19 protein-coding genes are annotated in these 20,005 nt (G+C 38.3%); 14 read left to right on the plus strand and 5 right to left on the minus strand.

The features are described from left to right. Nucleotides 1-528 precede the first annotated feature (528 nt). Entirely contained in the window at nucleotides 529-4,206 is a 3,678-nt protein-coding gene (locus tag JWR61_RS07210) for a sigma 54-interacting transcriptional regulator (RefSeq protein WP_301927172.1), read from the plus strand. Between the two features lie 22 nt (nucleotides 4,207-4,228). On the opposite strand, the gene JWR61_RS07215 is transcribed toward JWR61_RS07210, so the two are convergent. Both JWR61_RS07215 and JWR61_RS07220 read right to left on the minus strand, forming a co-directional pair. After that, on the minus strand, nucleotides 4,229-5,116 hold the full coding sequence (locus JWR61_RS07215) for an AraC family transcriptional regulator (protein ID WP_301927173.1): 888 nt from the start codon (nucleotides 5,114-5,116) through the stop codon (nucleotides 4,229-4,231). 382 nt (nucleotides 5,117-5,498) lie between these two features. Continuing rightward, nucleotides 5,499-5,975 carry a Dps family protein gene (locus tag JWR61_RS07220; protein ID WP_301927174.1) on the minus strand — a complete coding sequence of 159 codons (477 nt, stop codon included), beginning with the start codon at nucleotides 5,973-5,975 and terminating at the stop codon, nucleotides 5,499-5,501. 441 nt (nucleotides 5,976-6,416) lie between these two features. Between JWR61_RS07220 and JWR61_RS07225 the strand changes: the two genes are divergently transcribed. From JWR61_RS07225 to JWR61_RS07260, 9 genes are all read left to right on the plus strand, one after another. Then, nucleotides 6,417-7,253 carry an oxidoreductase gene (locus JWR61_RS07225; RefSeq protein WP_301927175.1) on the plus strand — a complete coding sequence of 279 codons (837 nt, stop codon included), beginning with the start codon at nucleotides 6,417-6,419 and terminating at the stop codon, nucleotides 7,251-7,253. Between the two features lie 57 nt (nucleotides 7,254-7,310). After that, the gene (locus JWR61_RS07230) at nucleotides 7,311-8,117 is read left to right on the plus strand and encodes an inositol monophosphatase family protein (protein WP_301927176.1); all 807 of its coding nucleotides are present in this window, start codon (nucleotides 7,311-7,313) and stop codon (nucleotides 8,115-8,117) included. A 20-nt stretch (nucleotides 8,118-8,137) separates the two neighbouring features. Then, a complete protein-coding gene (locus JWR61_RS07235; RefSeq protein WP_301927177.1) occupies nucleotides 8,138-8,656 on the plus strand; it encodes a nuclear transport factor 2 family protein in 519 nt (172 codons plus the stop codon). 809 nt (nucleotides 8,657-9,465) lie between these two features. Then, on the plus strand, nucleotides 9,466-10,542 hold the full coding sequence (locus tag JWR61_RS07240; protein WP_301927178.1) for an alpha/beta hydrolase: 1,077 nt from the start codon (nucleotides 9,466-9,468) through the stop codon (nucleotides 10,540-10,542). Nucleotides 10,543-10,678: 136 nt separating this feature from the next. Beyond that, nucleotides 10,679-11,683, plus strand: coding sequence for a zinc-dependent alcohol dehydrogenase family protein (locus tag JWR61_RS07245; protein WP_301927179.1), 1,005 nt, complete (start codon nucleotides 10,679-10,681; stop codon nucleotides 11,681-11,683). Nucleotides 11,684-11,760: 77 nt separating this feature from the next. After that, the gene (locus JWR61_RS07250; RefSeq protein ID WP_301927180.1) at nucleotides 11,761-12,066 is read left to right on the plus strand and encodes a tautomerase family protein; all 306 of its coding nucleotides are present in this window, start codon (nucleotides 11,761-11,763) and stop codon (nucleotides 12,064-12,066) included. 259 nt (nucleotides 12,067-12,325) lie between these two features. Next, nucleotides 12,326-12,442, plus strand: coding sequence for a hypothetical protein (locus JWR61_RS28240; protein ID WP_367881794.1), 117 nt, complete (start codon nucleotides 12,326-12,328; stop codon nucleotides 12,440-12,442). 32 nt (nucleotides 12,443-12,474) lie between these two features. Next, the gene (locus JWR61_RS07255) at nucleotides 12,475-12,891 is read left to right on the plus strand and encodes a nuclear transport factor 2 family protein (protein ID WP_301927181.1); all 417 of its coding nucleotides are present in this window, start codon (nucleotides 12,475-12,477) and stop codon (nucleotides 12,889-12,891) included. A 35-nt stretch (nucleotides 12,892-12,926) separates the two neighbouring features. Further along, nucleotides 12,927-13,949 carry an SLAC1 anion channel family protein gene (locus JWR61_RS07260; protein WP_301927182.1) on the plus strand — a complete coding sequence of 341 codons (1,023 nt, stop codon included), beginning with the start codon at nucleotides 12,927-12,929 and terminating at the stop codon, nucleotides 13,947-13,949. A 578-nt stretch (nucleotides 13,950-14,527) separates the two neighbouring features. On the opposite strand, the gene JWR61_RS07265 is transcribed toward JWR61_RS07260, so the two are convergent. The 3 genes from JWR61_RS07265 to JWR61_RS07275 all read right to left on the minus strand — a co-directional run bounded on the left by JWR61_RS07265 (nucleotide 14,528) and on the right by JWR61_RS07275 (nucleotide 16,931). Next, complete coding sequence (locus JWR61_RS07265; protein WP_301927183.1) at nucleotides 14,528-14,689, minus strand: hypothetical protein; 162 nt, start codon at nucleotides 14,687-14,689, stop codon at nucleotides 14,528-14,530. A 176-nt stretch (nucleotides 14,690-14,865) separates the two neighbouring features. Then, a complete protein-coding gene (locus tag JWR61_RS07270) occupies nucleotides 14,866-16,089 on the minus strand; it encodes a HAMP domain-containing sensor histidine kinase (RefSeq protein WP_301927184.1) in 1,224 nt (407 codons plus the stop codon). Nucleotides 16,090-16,241: 152 nt separating this feature from the next. Then, nucleotides 16,242-16,931, minus strand: coding sequence for a response regulator transcription factor (locus tag JWR61_RS07275; protein WP_301927185.1), 690 nt, complete (start codon nucleotides 16,929-16,931; stop codon nucleotides 16,242-16,244). A 149-nt stretch (nucleotides 16,932-17,080) separates the two neighbouring features. Here JWR61_RS07275 and JWR61_RS07280 point away from each other — a divergent pair, with 149 nt between their 5' ends. The 4 genes from JWR61_RS07280 (at nucleotide 17,081) to JWR61_RS07290 (ending at nucleotide 20,001) form a co-directional block, all read left to right on the plus strand. Continuing rightward, nucleotides 17,081-17,929: a universal stress protein gene (locus tag JWR61_RS07280; RefSeq protein ID WP_301927186.1), complete on the plus strand. Its 849-nt coding sequence runs from the start codon at nucleotides 17,081-17,083 to the stop codon at nucleotides 17,927-17,929. Nucleotides 17,930-18,186: 257 nt separating this feature from the next. Further along, on the plus strand, nucleotides 18,187-18,711 hold the full coding sequence (locus JWR61_RS07285; protein WP_301927187.1) for a hypothetical protein: 525 nt from the start codon (nucleotides 18,187-18,189) through the stop codon (nucleotides 18,709-18,711). A gap of 366 nt (nucleotides 18,712-19,077) precedes the next feature. Next, entirely contained in the window at nucleotides 19,078-19,245 is a 168-nt protein-coding gene (locus tag JWR61_RS28245) for a PDDEXK nuclease domain-containing protein (protein WP_367881793.1), read from the plus strand. Nucleotides 19,246-19,569: 324 nt separating this feature from the next. Beyond that, nucleotides 19,570-20,001, plus strand: a complete 432-nt coding sequence (locus JWR61_RS07290; protein ID WP_301927188.1) for an Rrf2 family transcriptional regulator — start codon at nucleotides 19,570-19,572, stop codon at nucleotides 19,999-20,001. Nucleotides 20,002-20,005 lie beyond the last annotated feature (4 nt).

The raw sequence follows: 20,005 nt of genomic DNA on the forward strand, positions 1-20,005 counted from the left end.
CGTAAGGCGGACTATGGCAAATAAATAATTCAACAATTTATTACTGTTAAAAACCAGCCGGGCATTTAAGAATTATATTGATTCGTTGTTAGTCTCCCGGAAGATGGGAAATGCAATAAACGAAAGACTGATAAAAATAAAAAATTAAGGAAACTTTTCTGATATTCCTTGAGGCAAATCCTGTGTTAAAATAACTCCTGCTAGATTTTAGAGAACCAGGAAAGACTGATGAACTGGAATAACCATAAAAATGGAGAAGGTATACAATAATTTGTGATGTTGCTTTCACCACTTATTATTGTTGTGGTTAAGGGAAGTGGTGCGGTGTCAGTCAACCGTTGGTTAAAGGGCGTGAAATAGACCATCTCAAACGGGATGGGCTATTCCATTTTTGGTCAAGACCGGAACACTAACCCAATAATCTGCAATTATAAATTATTAAAAACTTAAGATTATTTCCACGGGTGTTCATTTTTTTGCTTACCAGTCCATGATCATTTAAATTAGTGTTATAATTCAGGGCAGGATATGCTGAATAAAGAACAAAATCAGGACAAAATTCTCTATGCTTTAAATAATCAGATTGTCCGCATACGCGGCAAGGAGGATATGTTATATCTTATACGAAACAATTTAAAACAATACATTGATTTTGATGATAGCTTCATTCTTCGTTATAATAAGGATACAAAGACTTACCGGCCTTATATTTTTCATGCGCAAAAAGGCAGAGCAGAAAATGCAGAATTTGCGAGACAACTGGACATGGAATATCCTGTAAAGAATGATTACATTGGAAGGGATGAGCCATTGGTACAGGATGTTGAAATACTTTTGCGGGAGGGAAATAAACATGTTTCTTTTATTCACCGTACTGGTATAAAAGAATTTGTTACATTCAAATTGATTGAGGGGAACGAGCCTATAGGGCTTTTTGTTTTATTATCAGAGAAAAAAAATTGTTTTAATCCGGAAGTTCTTGATCTTCTCAAAAAGATATCTTATCCGATATCTATTGCAACGGCCAATATAATTGCCAATGAAGAAATTGCAAAAAGAGAAGAAGAAAAAACAACCCTGCTATTGTTGAGTAATGAGATAGCAGCATTAAAGAACAGGGAGGATTTATTCCGGTTGGTTAATACGAAAATTAAAGAGCTTTTTTCAATTGATGAGTTTGGTATTGCACAAATTGATGAGGATGGCAAAACATATAGCGCCTTTGTGTTGGAATTTGGTGATCAAACAAAGAGTATTTCGGATTTTGACTCTGTTACATCTGCGAGGTACAGTGTTACAGATCCGATTTTTACACGTGTAATGAACGCTACAGGACCCGTTTTGTTTGATGTAGAAGATGTTTCAAAGGAACCGGACATGCCGGATTATGTTGCTTTTTGGAAAAAAGCCGGCTTTGTCTATTATGTCACCGTACCACTTCGGGTAGGTGGGTATATCATAGGATTTGTAAATTTTCATTTTAAAGATAGAGATGCATTTGAAACAAAAGAAATTCTTTTAAAAGGGGTTAGTGATCAACTGGCTGTTGCAGTGTCCAATATCCTGGCTAATGAAAAGATTAAATCGAGGGAACAGGAGAAATCCAGGTTATTGGAATTCAGCAACGCCATTGCGTCAGTGAGGGATACCGAAGTATTAGCCAAAATTTTAAAGACGCAGTTAAGGGAACTTTTTGGTATAGAGGACTACGTTATACATGCGTTGAGTACGGATAAAAGGACACATCGTCCAATTTTATTTGACCCTGACGCCGAATTTGCCCGACACCCCGATTTTCTGAAACTACTGGAGATTGATACAGATGTTAATGACGGTGTGTTTAATACCATCCTTGCTTCCGAAGAGTTGGTCATTTTTAATGTTCAGGATTGGTTTAGATCTGACACGCCTCCTACCTATGCTAAAGCCGCAGCGTCTATCAACCTGAGACAAATGGCCGGTGTTTCAATCAGACATGGCCAGGAGAATATAGCAATAATGAACTTCAAAAAGGATGGGATAAGTGACATTAATATACAACGACCTTTATTTAAAAGTATTTGTTCCCAGATTGCCATAGCCGTATCTAACATTATGGCAAATAAAAAGATACTCGCACGAAACCAGGAAAAAGAACTCCTGCTTTCTTTTAGCAACGAAATTGCAGCGGTACAAAGCCGGAGAGATCTTTTTAAAGTGGTGAATGGAAAAATAAAGCAGTTATTTGCCATTCAACAGCTAGGCTTTTCAAAAATAGACGAAGGAGGAGAAACCTACAGTATTTTTTTAGTAGATGTCGGTGAACACATAGGGAGCAACCCTGATTTTGCCGACATGGTTAATGCAAAATTTGACGCACATGAGGCTTTGTTTAAGGAGGTGATGAATTCTGAAGATCCGATCTTGTACGAAGTATCCGATTTGATCAATAGGCCCGAAAGACCGGCATATGTTGATTTTTTAGCTGCAGCAGGAATTGAGCAGATAGTACTAGCCCCTTTGCGGGCCGGTGGCGTTAACATAGGAACTGCACAGTTAATACTTGAGAATGGTGCTGCATTCGATATAAAGAGTAACCTGCTTAAGGGAATTTGTTCGCAATTGGCTGTAGCAATTTCAAATATTCTGGCGGCTGAGAAAATTCGTGAGAGCGCCAGCGAAAAGACAAAACTGCTGGAATTAAGCAATGCCATCGCCTCCATTCATGACAAGTTGAGTTTTCTTCAACTCATTAATACTAAGCTGACAAAGCTTTTTTCGTTTTCACACGCCATGATAGCTTGTATAAATGAAGACAAAGAAACGTGCATAACCTACTTACTGGAGCCACAGGGAGAAAGCCCGGGAAACTGGGACTATAAGCAAGTTATTGTCGCCAACATACCACTCAAGAACGGCGCATTCGAATTGGCTGCAGAGGGTTTTGTAATTCTGGACCTGCAAAAATTCAGTGAAGCACCGGATTTCATAAAAAGAAACTATGCCATTGGAAGCGTTGAAATGCTACTTGCGCCATTGAAAGAGGATAAAAATACTATTGGTTTTTTTATGTTGTTTGCAAAAGTGAAAAATGGATTTGATGCCAATCAACTGAATATTTTATCCGCCGTTTCTCACCAGCTTTCTATAGCAGCAGCAAATATTGTTGCCAACGAAAAAATTCAAAAACAATTAGAAGAAATAAAAAGGTATAAACAACGACTGGAAGAAGAAAATTTATACCTGCAACAGGAAATCGAAACATCAAATAACCATAGCGATATTGTCGGTACAAGTGCCGCAATTAAAACTGTATTCAGGCTTGTATCGCAGGTTGCCTCTTCGGATAGCACTGTTTTGTTGTTAGGTGAAACGGGCACAGGAAAGGAACTTATTGCAAGGGCCATTCATAATGCATCGCCACGGAAGAATAAATTAATGATTAAAATTAACTGTGCTGCGCTGCCAGCTAATTTAATTGAGAGTGAATTGTTTGGTCATGAAAGAGGAAGTTTTACCGGGGCATTTGAAAGAAGGATCGGAAAATTTGAATTGGCTAATAATGGTACTTTATTCCTGGATGAAATTGGAGAAATGCCATTAGAGTTACAGGTAAAATTATTAAGAGCGCTGCAAGAAAAAGAAATAGAACGTATTGGAGGTAAAACCACCATCAAAACCGACGTACGCATCATTGCAGCTACTAACCGTGACCTTGAAAAATTGATGGAAGAAGGCAAATTCAGAAGCGATCTGTTTTACAGGCTAAATATATTTCCGATTCAACTTCCGGCACTCAGAAAAAGGCGTGAAGATATTCCGCAACTGGCTTCGCATTTTATTACGCGGTTTTCTAAAAAAGCAGGAAAGAAAATAACCAACTTCAGCAATAAAGCACTGGAGCAATTACAGCAATATGATTGGCCTGGTAATATCAGGGAACTGGAACATTTGATCGAGCGAAGCGTACTGCTTACTACAGGTGATACGATTAAAGAGTTAGATCTTCCAAATAAAAAATCCAGGTCGGTAACTGAGTCAGGATCAGAAAGTTTTAAAATCCAGACGATCTTTGAAAATGAGAAAGAATATATTCTAAAAATTCTTCAACATGTCAATGGTAGAATTGCTGGTGAAGGCGGAGCTGCAGACATCCTGGGAATACCTTCCAGCACACTTAATTCCCGGATAAAAAAATTAGGTATCCGTAAAGAGCACAGAGGCTAACCACTACCTGATCACCACATTGCTATGCAGACGCTAATTGCATCCGGTATTCTGAAGGAGAATGTCCGAACTCAGATTTAAATAACCTGGAGAAATGTGCAATATTTTCAAATCCCAGGGTATAACAAATATCAGTTACCGTCATTCTGGTAGTCACTAAAAATTCCTTGGCCTTTCTTAATCTCCTTTCACGTATCCATTGCGAAGGAGGCATGTTATAAGTTGAAATAAAATCTCTTCTAAAACTCGATAAACTTCTTCCACACAGGCGGGCAAGTTGATTGATTGATAGCGGATTCAACAAATTATCTTCCACCACAGTGGTGATATTGGGGCGGTAACTTTTTTTGAGATTAAGTAAAAGGTCCAGCATCTGTGTATCGGTACTGGCCAGGCAGAACAATAATTCCAGCAACTTAATGCGCAGCAGGCTGCCTTCAATTTTAGCGGCATCTCCAATATAAGGAGTAAGAGAATTGATGTATAACTGAAGGTGGCTATTCTGTAAACTGACAAATATTTCTGAGGCCTCATCATTGATGATCTGAGATAACTGGGTAATTTTAGTAAACTCTTTAATTAATTCATGACTGATTAGAAAAACAATAAATTCAACTTTACCCCCTTTCTGCTGATCCGTTTCTGCCCGAAAGTCCACCATCAGATTATTCTTAAGAAATGCCATCTGATTTTTACCAACTGCATAGCTCGATTTTCCATAATTCAAATTAAGCTTTCCATTTACTGTTACCAGTAAAATATTATCATCGCAAAACACCCGGTCCGACTGACCTTGATCGAAGCTGTAATGCCTCACTGCCGCTTCTCCGTGAAAGGCAATACTATTCATACCGAAGTTAAAAAGACTGGCTCCAGCGCCGCACTGCCTGAACGATTCCTGTTGTAACATAGTTGAGTTTTAATAGTTCAATAGTTCCCGAATACCCACAACAAATTAATAGCTAAAATGCGTTATTGCAATTGTTGAAAAAAGCTGAGGGTTCAAATGACCGCATAGTAATTTCAAAACGGATGCCAGGCTATAAATTGTTGATTACCTGTTAGATATATAAAACACAAGGTTTTTTTAATAGCGATATTTCGCCATTTCACTATTCAGTAGTTAAATATCGAAAGAGGAAAATCGCAAACAAAGCCGGATGATACTTATTGAAGGGGATGAGTATTGGCGGGTAAGAAACGGAGCAATTTATAATAGCAAAATCGGATGTCATTTCCTGACATCCGATAAAAATTTTACAGTGGTTGACCAACTTCAAAGCAGCATTTACTCAATGTCCGCTAAGATGCGCCCTTATCATCCAGGCCATTTTTTCATGCTTTTCCAGCAATTGAACTGCAAAATCACTGCTTCCCACATCTTTGTGCTTATCTGCAAAGAGTGTAGCAAGCCTCCGGAGATTATTGATTATGGTTTCGTGTGAACCCAATAAATTTTTTAACTGATCATTCTGGGAATTAGTGAAAGGTTGCTCTATCAGGCTAGTCAGCTTCAGGTAATCTTCCAGCCTTGCTTCAGCATAAAAGCCAATGGTGCGGATCCTTTCAGCAATATCGTCAATCATAACATTTATTTCATTCACCTGCCTCTCGTAAAACTGATGCATTTCGCTAAAATTTGAGCCTTCAATATTCCAGTGATAGTTTCTTGATTTGGTGTACAAAATGAATTCGTCTGACAGTAATTTATTCAATTCAAGACTAATTACCTGTAAATGGTTTTCCGGGATGCCAAGATTTGGTTTCATATTTTTCTATTGATGCTGCTTGTTAAAAGATGATGAAGTTTTTAGGAATAGCAAATAATTGTCGCAAGGTAAAATGAAGCTCCTGCGATGACTTTACTATTTCATTATTTTATGTTGATTTTTTGGTTCACCCTATTGACTGCTTTTTAACCATTGTGAAAGCGGGCAATCAACTTTGGTGAATCTTCAGGTTAATGAAAATGACTGCCACAGTCAAATACGCCTCATTCATAATCGCCAATTTTGTAGACGGAATTTATCCTTAGGGGTGGCAATGGTAACAGAGATACAAAAAGCAACCCAGTAGAGGCAGCCGGGCAATGTAAAAAATTATATTCACACTATGGTTCGTTTTAATAACAGTATCCCAATTCGGGAAGTAAAGTGATCGTAAAATCTTCTGGTAGAATTATTATTGGCTATAGATAAACTAATTAATTTATGTCAAATTTAAAAAAGGTCTGGTTAATAACAGGATGTTCACGTGGCATTGGACGTTCACTTTCAGAGGCTGTACTTGCTGCAGGTAACGAGCTCGTAGCAACGGCAAGAAATCCTGAACAAATTAAAGATCTGGCAGAACGTTTTGGAGACAAAGTAAGAGTATGTGCACTTGATGTAAAGAGCGAAACAGATGCCGAATCTGCGGTTAAAACAGCCATTGGTGCATTCGGACGATTAGATGTATTGGTAAATAACGCAGGCTATGGTAATATCAATTCGATTGAAGAAACCAGCATCGCTGAATTTCGTGCTGAAATTGAAACCAATTTGTTCGGTACTATCATCGTTACTAAAGCTGCCCTTCCCTTTATGCGTAAACAAAGGTCCGGACATATCATTCAATTCTCTTCTGTGGGTGGCCGCATAGGGCCAATAGGAAGAGGACCGTATGCGGCTGCAAAATGGGGAGTGGAGGGATTTTCTGAAGTCCTTTCAAAAGAAGTTACACCACTAGGTATCAAGGTTACAATAATTGAACCGGGTGGTTTCCGTACAGATTTTGCCGGTAAATCTGCTATCATAAAAGAAGGTCTAGCAGATTACGAAAATACAGTTGGCCGAACAGCCCGATTTCAGCATGACTATAATGGCAAACAACCCGGCGACCCGGCTAAAGCTGCCAATATTATACTCCAGATTACGCAGATGGAACAACCGCCCTTGCGATTATTACTCGGTAGTGATGCAGTGAATGCAGCAGAACAAAATGACCTGGTTAAAATGGCAGCTGACAAAAAATGGCGACACCTTAGTACTTCTACAGATATTAATTAAATGTAAAAACCAGCATCCTTGTGAATTTTGACACCAGGGAATATTATAAAACGAAAGATGAAGCAAGCTATTAACGTACCCATAATTTTAGATATAGTTAAAACCATCGGAGATGAATTTGCCATGGATTTTAAGAAAGAAAGAATACCTGCAGGTTCAGCCCAATTTCGCCTGTTATTTAATACAATCGAACAAAAATGCCTGAGTTATATGAAGGATAATATTTACAAATATTATCCCGGAATTCCCTGGGTTAACGATGAATTGAATTTCGAAAAACAAAAAAAAGCAAATGATTTAACTGAATATTGGATTTGTGATACAATGGATGGCGCAGTACAGTATATGCAGCATTTGCCGGGTTGGACTATCAATCTGGTTCTAATCAGAAATGGGCAACCGGGTCTGGCGATAATATACGACCCAATACATAAGGAAATGTTTTGGGCAGAAAAAGACCAGGGTGCGTTTTTGAATAATGTACAGCTAGCAATAGCTCAAAAAACTGAGCCGAAGTACATGCTGGCATCTTTCAATCACCCTCCTTTACAAAACAGTATTGATGGTTTAAATGAAAAAACAGGCGCTCTTGTAGTAAAATTACTGAATGAATATGGTGCGGTTAGAAATTACGGGCCCTGCGGGTTACAAATTGCGAATGTAGGAGCAGGCAGAATCGATCTGTTTTGCCAGGAGGGTTTAGATACTTACAATTGGATTGCCGGAATACTAATAGCAAAAGAAGCCGGGGCAACCATATTAAATATGAAAGGGGACGACTGGCAATGGGGTGATGATAGTTTATTGGTAGGCAACTCTCCTGTATTATTAAAGTTGGTAAACACTTTAAGAGAACAAGATTAAAAATAAATAAAAAAGAAAAAATGATAGAAAAAAATCAAATAACCGGCGCTTATCAAATGAGTGATGAAAGAGCAATTCAACAGGTACTTGCGAAATATGTCAGAGCAGCAGATGCACTTGACGGGGCATCTTTAAGCAGTCTTTTTACTGAGGATGGTAAAGTTGAAATCTATTCTTTCAACAGCGGGAACCCTGTACAATTATTTGTGTTAACAGGCAAAGAAGAAATTGCAAATGCCATTTCCAACCTGATGAAACCGCATCCTGTAAGAGGCTGGAGTCATCACACAACACACGATCACATCATTTCAGTAAATGGTGAAGAGGCTTTTATGGATGCTCAATTTATCAGGTTTGATTGTGTTGGAGCCTGTAGGCCTGAACGCGGCTGGCAGGCAGGCACACTTGGTTTGATGGGTACAATAACTCCGACTGAATCCGGTTATTACAAACCTTCTCTAATTAAAACAAATGGGGAATGGAAGATTACCTCTCACAGAATTTACCACGATATGACTTTCGTAATTCCCGGACAATAAAGTCAGCAAGCCATTTTTACCGAATCCCTGAAGCCGCTCCTTTTTACGGACCGTCGCAGGGATTTTTTATTAGCGAATAATCGTAATGATAATTATCGTGGTATTAGCAGAAAGCTGATGCACCTGTTGCTCATCACTTCAGTAGTCTTTGTTTCTTCGGACAAATATCAAAGCAAATAACAAACAGCCTTCTATTTTCTACAAGGCCAGCTTAAATAGGATTCCCACTGTTTCCTGTAGACTGCCTCCAGGATGATTTTACTTTCGCTTATTAGGCGGAACCAATGTAAAAATTGACTAGCAATATTAGATGAAGTTGCACGGGAGCATCAGGTAAAATGAGTAATCCGGTTTTGTAAAACAAATGCTGCGCTTAAACTTTACCCATAACCAAAACTATCCAGGTATCCAGAATAATTCAATTGACATACTATAAATATCATACAAAAAAATCCCTTAAAATTATACAGGACCTGTGACTGTTTTGAAAAATCCAATGCACCGGTAAGAGGGCTGTAAAACTGAAAACAAACATGCAATATTCATAAACTAACGCTTTTGTATGTTAGCTTTATTGTGCCTCCTGCAAAGAATCCCCTTCATACATTGATGCACATCTTAAGACCAGCAAACTGGACTAAAAAATCAAATAGTTTGAATATTACGGAAAAATGAAAACCAACAGTACGGCTGATCTTTACATGGGAAAGAAAACAACAGCAACCGGGTATTATGTTTAAGGTATTCTGCTCAAACATCAGAGCCAGATTCAGAACTACTTACAATTGGATAAAAATAAATCATCGCATATGAATAAGTACATGATAGTAGCAGGTGCCCTGTGTGCAATGGGTTGCACCAATAGCGAACCATCAAATTCCAAACAACAAAACAAAACTGAAATGAAAAATGAAATTGCAGTTGCTGACTATGCAACCGATCCTTTACTTGACAGTAAAACAAAAGCATTTTTAAAAGCCCTGAATACAAGTGGAGGAAAACCGTTGGAAACTTTAAGTCCAGAGGAGGCCAGGAAAGTGCTGGTTAATGCACAGGCTTCGGTTAAGGTTGATCTTTCAGGTATCGATGAATCCGAAAAAACCATCACTGCTGACGGACATACCATTAAACTGAATATAGTTCGTCCTGCAGGTGTAAAAGGCATCTTACCGGTATTTATATTTCTCCATGGCGGCGGATGGGTACTGGGAGATTATCCCACCCACAAAAGAATGGTAAGAGACCTTACCGTACTCACTGGTTATTCAGGCGTCTTTATAAACTATACCCCTACTCCAGATGCCAAATATCCCACACAGGTAAATGAGATTTATGCTGCCACAAAATGGGTGGCCGAACACGGTGCAGAAATAGATGTCGATGGCAAAAACATGGCAATTGTCGGCAATAGTGTGGGAGGAAATATGAGTGCGGTAACCGCCATCAAGGCAAAGGAAAACAATGGCCCGGCAATCAAAGTACAAATACTGATGTGGCCGATAGTTGATGCAGACTTTGAGACCGCGTCGTACAAACAGTTTGGTGAAGACCGCTTCCTCACTACTTCTGTGATGAAATGGATGTACGACATGTATACCACAGATCCCAAGCAACGCAAAGAAATCTATGCCGCTCCCCTGCAGGCTACAATTGAACAGTTAAAAGGCCTACCACCTGCGCTGATACAGGTAGCAGGCAATGATGTATTGCGTGATGAAGGGGAAGCCTATGGGAGGAAATTAGATGAGGCAGGTGTACCCGTAACTGTTGTACGTTACAATGGCACTATACATGACTTTGGCCTGCTCAATGGCTTGGCTGACTTGCCCGCAACACAATCTGCATTTATTCAGGCGGCGGCGGAATTGAAGAAATACCTGAAATAAAGCGCTGTTACTAAGGTATTAGCCATCATGCCCGCTAAAATCAACGTCCGATTCTTGTTGCATCACCTGATAAAGGGCATGATAAAACACCTTTTAATCCAAAATATAATCATCACCATTTTCACAAACTACCGTTATGGGTAACAATAATAAATTAATGAAAGCGGCTATTTTAGAAGCACATGAAAGCTCCTTTAAAGTGTCGGAATTAGAGCGTCCATCCGTAGGAGATAGTCAGGTTCTTGTGCGTATTAAAGCAAGCGGAACAAATCCTCTGGATGTAAAAATCAGCAGCGGCAATGCTCCTCATGCCAAAGTAAAATTACCCGCCATACTGGGGATAGATTTAGCGGGCATTGTAGAATCAGTAGGCCATGCCGTTACCAATTTTAAAGTTGGGGATGAAGTCTTTGGAATGACAGGAGGTATTGGAAATGTCCCCGGATCACTGGCAGAGTACGCCGTCGTAGACGCAGACTTAATTGCCAGGAAACCCTCGAATTTTACAATGAAAGAGGCTGCTGCCACCCCCTTGATCTTTATTACTGCATGGGAGGGATTAGTGGACCGGGCAAAAATTAAACCGGGACAAAAAGTACTGATACACGGTGGTGCTGGTGGTGTTGGCCATATGGCTGTACAAATTGCTATGGCCTTCGGAGCGGAAGTTTTCACGACTATTTCGGCAGAACAGGAAGAAACAATTGGCCATTTCGGAGCGACAACGATAAACTACCAAACCCTCGCCGTTGAACAATATGTGGAAGCATTAACCGGTGGTGAAGGTTTTGATATTGTTTATGATACAGTTGGCGGAGCCACACTTGATAATTCTTTTCATGCTGTAAAAAAATATACCGGTCATGTGGTAAGCTGTCTTGGATGGGGTACCCATAAGCTTGCCCCGCTTTCTTTCCGGGCAGCAACCTATTCTGGTGTCTTTACCTTACTTCCATTATTAACAGGAATCGGAAGGGCGCATCACGGGGAAATATTGCGGGAGGCAACAAAGCTTGCCGAGGAAGGAAAATTGAAAGTGCTCGTTGACCCCAGAAATTTTAGTCTGGAAGAAATTGAAGAGGCACATGGTGTGCTGAAAAGTGGAAAGAACCTTGGAAAAATTGTAATTGATATTGACTAAAAAAGACAATAACAAATTTCAGATCAATAGCAGCCCCAAAATAATAATCATCAAATTAATCACTAAAAAAATATTTTATGCCTTTTGTAAAAGTTACGTTGGTAGAGGGAGTATTTACCACCGAAGAAAAACATGCTCTTGCAGCAGCACTTACCGATGTTATGGTAAAATTCGAAGGATCTGAAGCGTTCCGTGAAGTAGTATGGGTGTTAATTGAAGAACTTCATACTGATGGCTGGCATATTGGGGGACGTCCATTCCAGGGTCCAAAGTCATTGGAAGACACGTTAAGACGCTCTGGTTCTGTTGTTGAAATGCTGAACGGTCACCCGGTAACCCGTCCGGAATGGGCTGCAGCGGTTCCGGTGAGTGAAAAAAAATAATTCCATCATTCTTGCGTCCATCCGGCAGCAGGAGGCGCTTATTTAAAGAACTTCCTTTTGTATGGAAGGTTGGGACTAACACCTACAGGATAAGCAGCAGCGCACTGCAGTGATTTCATAAAGATGGTGAAAATCAAAAATCAGATTATGAATAACGAACAAACAAATAAAATTTCCCGTGGTGGTTTTATACGCAGCGTTGGTGTTATTACAGCGGGAGCAATTCTTAAGGCATCAGTACTAAGCCAATAAATACCTGATCAACACCCATTGGCATTTCGATCATGCGGAAGGCAACGAATGGATTCATAAAACAGGGGCAACGATTATACTAGCCCGGTCAGGGGATATACAATGTATGCAGACCAACTATTAATTTATCAAAAAGTATTAAGTAAAATATCTGCCATGGAGCAACGACACCCCCTTCCGCCTTTTACATTGGAAAAGGCGATACAAAAAATACAACTGGCAGAGGATGCCTGGAATAGTAAAGAGCCGGTCAGGGTTTCAAAAGCATATGCCGAGGACAGCGAATGGCGAAACCGGAATTTATTTATTAATGGCAGAGCCGAAATTGTGACTTTCCTGTCTGAGAAATGGAAGCGGGAATTGGATTATCAATTAGTGAAAGAGTACTGGGCGCATACGGATAACAGGATAGCCGTACGGTTTGAATACGAATACCATAATACCGAGGGACAGTGGTTCCGGGCTTATGGGAATGAGAACTGGGAATTTGATGAGAATGGTTTAATGACCAAACGTTATGCAAGTATCAATGAACTGGAGATACAGGAAAGCGAAAGAAAAATAAAAATATAAAAGCGGCCAAAAGACATCCAATCAAAACAATTCAGATGGGTTCCACCAAATCAAATACAAGTTTTATTTCGTTTCTTCCCGTTAGCCTTTTTGGCGGAATTCTGGGAATGACTGGATTAACTTTTTCCTGGAGGTTGGCAGAAGCAAAATGGGGCTTCCCGCACTGGATGAGCAAAGCCATTGGCCTGTTAACTATTGTTCTCTTCCTTGCTTTATTCACTGCCTATCTGGTGAAATTGATTAAATACCCATCAACAGTGATCAATGAGTTTAATAACCCGGTATCCTCTCCTTTCTTTACCACTTTTATTGTGAGCCTGCTTTTGTTGCCCGGTATTGTACTGCCTTTTTCAGAACGAATTGCCACAGTTGTCTGGTCAGCAGGTGTAGCGCTGATCATACTATTCACACTGTTGGTATTAGGCAAATGGATGAGGATTCAGCAAAATACATCTGATGCACAGCCATCCTGGTTACTACCGGTGGTGGGGATGCTGGATGTTCCTATTGTGGGAAGTCAGTTACATATCGCTGGCGCCAGAGAAATCTGTTTGTATTGTTTTGCAGTGGGGGTATTCCTGGCGATCATTATCCTGCCCATTGTCTTTGCAAGATTATTTTTTCAGTCCCCTCTACCCGAAGCGCTGCAGCCTACCCTTCTGGTATTATTACTTCCTTTTGCGATAGGCTATTCGGATTATGAAGCTTTAACCGGGACCCGGGATATCATGGGATCAGTACTGTATTATTCAGGATTTTTTTTACTCGTGTTATTAGTCCGCAGAATCTTTTTATTACCCAAATGCTGTCCATTCAGGGTATCCTGGTGGTCAGTAAGTTTTCCATTAGCAGCAATAACTATTGCGTCCTTTAGGTATGCTTCGCATCCCACACCAGTTCCGGTCCAGTGGATTCCCGCAGTTTTGTTACCCCTGCTGACACTGACATTGCTATACCTGCTGACCATCACTTTTTACCGCATTATAACCAACCGGCTTTTCTTAAACAACAGTACAGCGGAAAATGCCAGTAAAGGATTACAAACATCGATGCGCTAAGACTTGCGGAAAAGCAGGCACATTTGATCCAGGATTAGGCGGAGAATTGCGGCATCCCATTTAAACCAAAATAGCACCGGCAAGCTCCAACTGGTTCGTGTAAATTCGTATGGGAATATCGAATACTTTTCATGGGACTGCCTACTTGAAGCACACACGCATTTAAATACGATTACATCGTCCTATCATAGCAAACAGATCATTTTATCTAGCTCAGCAAGCATTCCCCGTTGCAAAGAATGGAGCAGTGATTGAATTGAAGGAGATGAATTTTAATTTTATCAATAAACATTAATTTAAAGAACAACGAAGGGATAGTAGCTTCCGTACCAAAGCAACAGTGTACTGAAAGTAGTGTCACTGTGACTTGATTCGGCTTCTGATTATCTCCACCTTATTCCTAATTTAGCTATTGCTTCAAGAAATTTTTCAGGCCCGACTCCCAAATGAGCTGACCACCATATTACTATCCAAAACTGTTGGCGTCGATTTACTACGATCTGCAGGCACATTCATTAGTATTTAATAAAGTAGAACGATAGTATTCAGATCTTTACAGTCTATTTGCTTAGTCCTTCTTAATGGCTTGCCCTTATTACTGTATAAATCCATTGAAACAATTCCCAATCAAGGAAAGCTGCCACTGTCATAGCCGTGATGCCTATCCAGAGATATTTGTTTTCATCTTTCACATCCCGGTCTTTCTTATACTCTTCACTGACATCAAAATCTCTGTCCATAAAATTTATTTATAATTATTTATGCCTATAAAAAATATCAATTTTTTATAGGCTCGTTTCATTGCCTTTTATTTCACAAAATTCGCATTCCAATGCCATTATGCTGCACAATGTACAAAGCATGCATTAGGACGGGATTAAGAATAAATTAGAAAGTGATTAGAAAATTATGGCCTTCAGGTATTTCCGGCAACAGGTAATTGTATATAAAAGGTAGTGCCCTTACCCACTATGGAGCTAATTTTTATTTGTCCTTTGTGCAATTTAATAATGCGGTTTACTAATGGTAAACCCACACCAAAACCAATTGTGGACCGGCTATCTTCGGCCCTGTAAAAAGGTTGAAATATATTTTGCAATTCATTTTCCGGAATACCCTTTCCTTCGTCTTCAACAGATATCGCGATTATTAATTGAGTAACAGATAATTTTATTTTTGCAAGCCTGTCAGGAGAGTACTTACAAGCATTCGAAACAATGTTTTTTATCGCAGTGAATAACAATTCGGCATTACCGAATACCAGCAGGCCTGCCTCATCTTCTGGTAAATGGTCAAATGCTAATTTTACAGTATAGCTTTTATCCATTTTTGTCATTTCACTCGGAAGGCGCATTAATACCTCATCAATCCTGATTAAATTCAATTCCAATCCGCCGGCATTGCCAGATACAGTTGCAAATTCTAATAGTGTTTGCGTCAGTTTACTTAGATGACGCACATCCTGGTAAACCGATCCTATCACCTTGCGATATTCTTCGGTTAGTCTTTCTCTTTGCAATGACACTTCCAGTTGGCTGGAAATAGAGGTTAAGGGAGTAGACAATTCATGTGAAGCAACAGAGATAAAACGTCGTTGTATTTCAAAACTTTCCTGCAAGCGGTTTAATAAGTCATTAAGCGTTTCGCTTAAATAATTCCATTCATCATTTGCATTTCCAGATTTTAACCTATGTGCCAGATTATGGGCCGTAATGCTGTTTACTTCATCAGCAATTTTCTTTACTGGCCGAAGTAATATTTTTGAAAAAAAATAACCTGATGCAAAAGCTGTCAATATACCGGCAATCAAAATTAACCAAAGAATATACGTTAGGTGTTGCAAGTCCTTCTTTCCTTGTTCGTCATACGCTGCAACAAGAACCGTTATACGGTCTTTTTCATCATAGTAAATAACTGCCTCCCGTGCACCACTTTTAAACAAAATTATATTGCCTGCCCGGGACTTACCTAATGCATCATTCCCAATTTGTAAAGTATCAGCTTCATTGTCTGTGTAATTATATATTCTCTTATTTAAAGAATCATATGCCTGCACTATTTTGTTTTTTACAGAAAGTATAGAAAAAGAATCTGTTTTGTTTATTAAATTCAGTCCCAATGTGTCATGCTGCCTAAGCATATGGGATGCAGTTAAAGCCCGGCTTGTCAACAAGGCTTTAATATTTTTGGACCTGGTTGTGCTGGAAGTATAATAAATGAATGCGCATATTGATGATAACAACACAAACACTATTATAGTAAATAAGAGTGTTATCTTAAGTTTTACATGCATTAGTGATCTTTTAAAATATAGCCCATACCCACATGTGTTTGAATTAATTTAGTACCAAAACCCTTGTCTACCTTATTTCTAAGATAACTTATGTAAACATCAATCACATTGGTATTGGTTTCAAAATCTATGTCCCACACGTTAATGGCAATATCAACTCTTGAAACAAGTCTGTTTTTATTCCGCAGCAGATATTCCAGTAATTGAAATTCTTTGGCAGTCAGAATAATCATCCTGTCATCCCTTTTTACTTCTTTGCTATCCAGGTTCATCTCAAGATTTGCTGCAGTCAATACATTTCCAGCAGGCAGACTTTGGTTCAAAGTACGTTTAAGTAACGACCTTATTTTTAACAACAATTCTTTAAATTCAAATGGTTTAATCATATAGTCATCGGCCCCGGAGTCGTATCCCTCAATTTTATCATTCAGGGTAATCATTGCAGTAAGCATAAGCACAGGGATGTGAAGGTTTCGGGAACGAATGGCTTTACATAGTTCATAACCATTCATTCCCGGAAGATCTATATCGAGAATAATAAGATTAAACTCGTAACTACAAAACTGGTGATAGCCAAGGATACCATCGTAAGCTACTTCTACCTGAAATCCATTCTCACTAAGCCCAGACTTGAGTGTATCGGCAATCTTCTTTTCATCTTCAACAATCAATATTTTCCTGGCTTCCATAATTAGTAAAACTTTTTATTAATTAATACAATTTACTTCATATGATTTTAGTAACCAGTTACAACCTTAGCGTTCTAATAGTATTCTAATACCTCTTTAATGCCAATTTAATAAGGTGGTTCTACCTTGTATTAAAAATATCTGTTAAGATGTTATTCAACTTATTTAATACTATTCTGGCTCCTGTTGATTTTAGTGAAAATACGCCGGCCATTATAAAACAAACGATTGAGCTGGCATGCATAGGTAATTCAACCATTCACTTGATGCATGTAATAAAATCAACAGGCTTTCCACTTGATACTGAAAGTGTAACAGCTAAGGATATCGACTCTTATGATGAAATGATGAAAAAATTAAAGCAATGGAAACAGGCAATTGAAGAAACTATCCCGGAAAGTACAGTCAGGATACACCTTGTTAAGGGTATCGTTCACGATAAAATTATAGAAACAGCAAAAAAGATAAATCCACAACTCATAATTATAGGCAAAAAAAGCAATTATAATTTCTTTGCATTTTTTAAACCCCTTTGTCCCAATGAACTTGCAAAATTTACAAATTGCCCTATACTGACAGTCAGTAAAAATTCTGTTAACACAAAAATAAAAAGCATTGTTGTCCCGATCCAATCCTTTATCCCCAAACGAAAAATAGATTTGATATATGTATTTGCAAAACAATTTAGAGCCAAAATATATCTTGTAGCCTTGCTGGATAAAATGGGAGCTGATAATACGAAAAGAAATGCACTTCTCGAAACGTATACTATCTTAAAAACTGGTTTTAATAATCAAATTGAATACCATTTATTAAATAGCAGCAATTTACCAAAAGCTAGCTTGCAGTATGCTGAAAGCATAGGGGCTGATATGATGTTTGTTAATCCCGGAACAGAGACTAAAATTTCGTCACTCACCGGAAAATACATAAATGAAATAATACCACCCTCTTCTAAATTAAAAATTTTGTTTGTAGAACCATTGCATGATAAATGAGAGACAAAATTAAATGGAAGATATTGTTAAAGATGTTGATTGTTAATCTGGCCAGCGAGCAAGAGAATTTACAGGGGTCGATGACCAACAAAAATGAATTGATTAAATTCCCGCTAAAGCTAAATGGTTAACGGACATCCAAAATTGGCAGGAAAAGATTTTTTCTAATCTTCCTACTTCTAATTGACGGCCCCTAACAGTGCCAATGTAAATTGTAATCACCAGGAATGATTTTTGAAACGACATGCCCATTAAAAATGAAGCAGCATGATCCAGCTTTAACAGGATGCAAAAAAATTGTTTATTTAAATCCCAATATTATGATCAGACAATTAGAAATATTGTCAAAAAAAGACAGAGATATTTTATTTAAAGCTCCGGTTTTATTATCAGTACTTGCATCGGTTTCATCCAATGAAGTAAAAATAAATAAATCTCAAAAAGCAGACGCTATCAAGTTAGCTCACTTAAAAACTTTTACAGCAATGCCTATATTACTTTCCTATTATGCTGAAGTGGAAAAAGAATTTAAAGAAGCATTTGAAGAAGCAATACAAAAATATTTTCCCTTTGATGACGCTAAAAGAAATGAACTCAAAAAGGAAATGGAAAAGGTTAGTTTGGTTATAAATAAATTGGATAAAGAATATGCTCAGGCATTGGGTAAAAGTTTTGAAAGGTATGCAACGCATGTGAAGAAGGCGGCTCACAGTATTTTCCAAGATTTTATTTTTCCCATTCCTATTGAGGGCTTATCATATACAAATCATATAATTCGTTGAAATGGAATACAGCGAACCGATGCTCTAAAACATACACACGAAAGAAAAGATAACAAAGCTGCGCTTCAATTCCCCATAAGGAAATCGTCTTATGGATGCACCAATTGAAGTTGATAATTTGCTGGCGTTTAATAAACAAACAGAGCAAAAGTGACTCCCGAAGAAAAGTGCATGCAAGTAAGGCAGATTACTCAATAATTTTGAAACTACGCTGGCTGAAAATCCAAAGCCTTCTCCGCAACTTTATTCTTCAGATGGGGAAAGGCTTTTGTCTTATTGGCAATCAACATCGTATTTGCACTACATGATGATGAATTTCCTATTGATCCCTTATTTTTTAACCGTCATTACAATGCTTAGTTGCTTTTGAAGAAGGGTAAATTCAAACCTGCTGATGCCGGGCGATTAAATTTCTATCTAAATATACTTGATGAAAAAGTAAAACTAACGCAAGACAATTCAAGTGTTGTCATTTTGCTTTGCAAGGAAAAAAATAATTTGTTATGGCTACGCCTTACATTGAGTAGTTATTAATATTAAAATCCCAGCTAAACTGTCATCAGGCTTAGTACAAGAGAGAACTTTCAGAATATTTGAAAAGTAATTTCACGAGAGATATTGATAAGAATGAAATCTACATGCATTTAGAAAAAGAATATTATTTAATTCAAGCTGCTAGTTAATAAGTGATTTTATTAAGCGTAAAAGTTAATATGTTGGTTTAAATTTCAAATAATGCTATGAAAAATAAAAATTTATACGGTTTAAAAAAAGTAAAGGCTAATATGTAAAAGTAGAAGAGTTTAAACTCTTTTATTACAAATTCTTTTCTATCTTTGCCCTGAATAAAACAGCAAAATGGTATCTAAAACCTGTGAATATGCTATCAGGGCAATGCTTTTTGTAGCGCAAAAATCAAAAAGCAAAACTAAAGTAGGCGTAAAGCAGATTGCCAAAGCGATTGATTCGCCGGAGCCTTTTATTGCCAAAATTCTACAGGACCTGGGAAAGAAAGGATTGGTTTTATCTGCCAAAGGGCCTACGGGAGGATTTTACCTGGACAATGCAGGTTTGAAAAAAAGTCTTGCAGATATTGTTAATGCCATTGATGGGGATAAATTATTTACGGGCTGTGGTTTAGGATTAAAAAGTTGCTCAGCAAAAATGCCCTGTCCTGTTCATGATGAGTTTGTGGTTGTTAGAAAACAAATCAAAGCGATGATGCAAAATGCCAAACTGGGCGATTATAATACCTCTTTGGAATTAGGAGAAAAATATTTAAAGAGATAATCTT

The sequence above is a fragment of the Ferruginibacter sp. genome (genome assembly GCF_028288465.1).
Lineage (GTDB): Bacteria > Bacteroidota > Bacteroidia > Chitinophagales > Chitinophagaceae > Ferruginibacter.

Excerpts from the sequence above, each read along its gene's own strand:
- JWR61_RS07210 (WP_301927172.1), top strand. The coding sequence starts at position 529 with ATGCTGAATAAAGAACAAAATCAGGACAAAATTCTCTATGCTTTAAAT.
- JWR61_RS07215 (WP_301927173.1), bottom strand. The coding sequence starts at position 5,116 with ATGTTACAACAGGAATCGTTCAGGCAGTGCGGCGCTGGAGCCAGTCTT.
- JWR61_RS07220 (WP_301927174.1), bottom strand. The coding sequence starts at position 5,975 with ATGAAACCAAATCTTGGCATCCCGGAAAACCATTTACAGGTAATTAGT.
- JWR61_RS07225 (WP_301927175.1), top strand. The coding sequence starts at position 6,417 with ATGTCAAATTTAAAAAAGGTCTGGTTAATAACAGGATGTTCACGTGGC.
- JWR61_RS07230 (WP_301927176.1), top strand. The coding sequence starts at position 7,311 with ATGAAGCAAGCTATTAACGTACCCATAATTTTAGATATAGTTAAAACC.
- JWR61_RS07235 (WP_301927177.1), top strand. The coding sequence starts at position 8,138 with ATGATAGAAAAAAATCAAATAACCGGCGCTTATCAAATGAGTGATGAA.
- JWR61_RS07240 (WP_301927178.1), top strand. The coding sequence starts at position 9,466 with ATGAATAAGTACATGATAGTAGCAGGTGCCCTGTGTGCAATGGGTTGC.
- JWR61_RS07245 (WP_301927179.1), top strand. The coding sequence starts at position 10,679 with ATGGGTAACAATAATAAATTAATGAAAGCGGCTATTTTAGAAGCACAT.
- JWR61_RS07250 (WP_301927180.1), top strand. The coding sequence starts at position 11,761 with ATGCCTTTTGTAAAAGTTACGTTGGTAGAGGGAGTATTTACCACCGAA.
- JWR61_RS07255 (WP_301927181.1), top strand. The coding sequence starts at position 12,475 with ATGGAGCAACGACACCCCCTTCCGCCTTTTACATTGGAAAAGGCGATA.
- JWR61_RS07260 (WP_301927182.1), top strand. The coding sequence starts at position 12,927 with ATGGGTTCCACCAAATCAAATACAAGTTTTATTTCGTTTCTTCCCGTT.
- JWR61_RS07265 (WP_301927183.1), bottom strand. The coding sequence starts at position 14,689 with ATGGACAGAGATTTTGATGTCAGTGAAGAGTATAAGAAAGACCGGGAT.
- JWR61_RS07270 (WP_301927184.1), bottom strand. The coding sequence starts at position 16,089 with ATGCTTAGGCAGCATGACACATTGGGACTGAATTTAATAAACAAAACA.
- JWR61_RS07275 (WP_301927185.1), bottom strand. The coding sequence starts at position 16,931 with ATGGAAGCCAGGAAAATATTGATTGTTGAAGATGAAAAGAAGATTGCC.
- JWR61_RS07280 (WP_301927186.1), top strand. The coding sequence starts at position 17,081 with ATGTTATTCAACTTATTTAATACTATTCTGGCTCCTGTTGATTTTAGT.
- JWR61_RS07285 (WP_301927187.1), top strand. The coding sequence starts at position 18,187 with ATGAAGCAGCATGATCCAGCTTTAACAGGATGCAAAAAAATTGTTTAT.
- JWR61_RS07290 (WP_301927188.1), top strand. The coding sequence starts at position 19,570 with ATGGTATCTAAAACCTGTGAATATGCTATCAGGGCAATGCTTTTTGTA.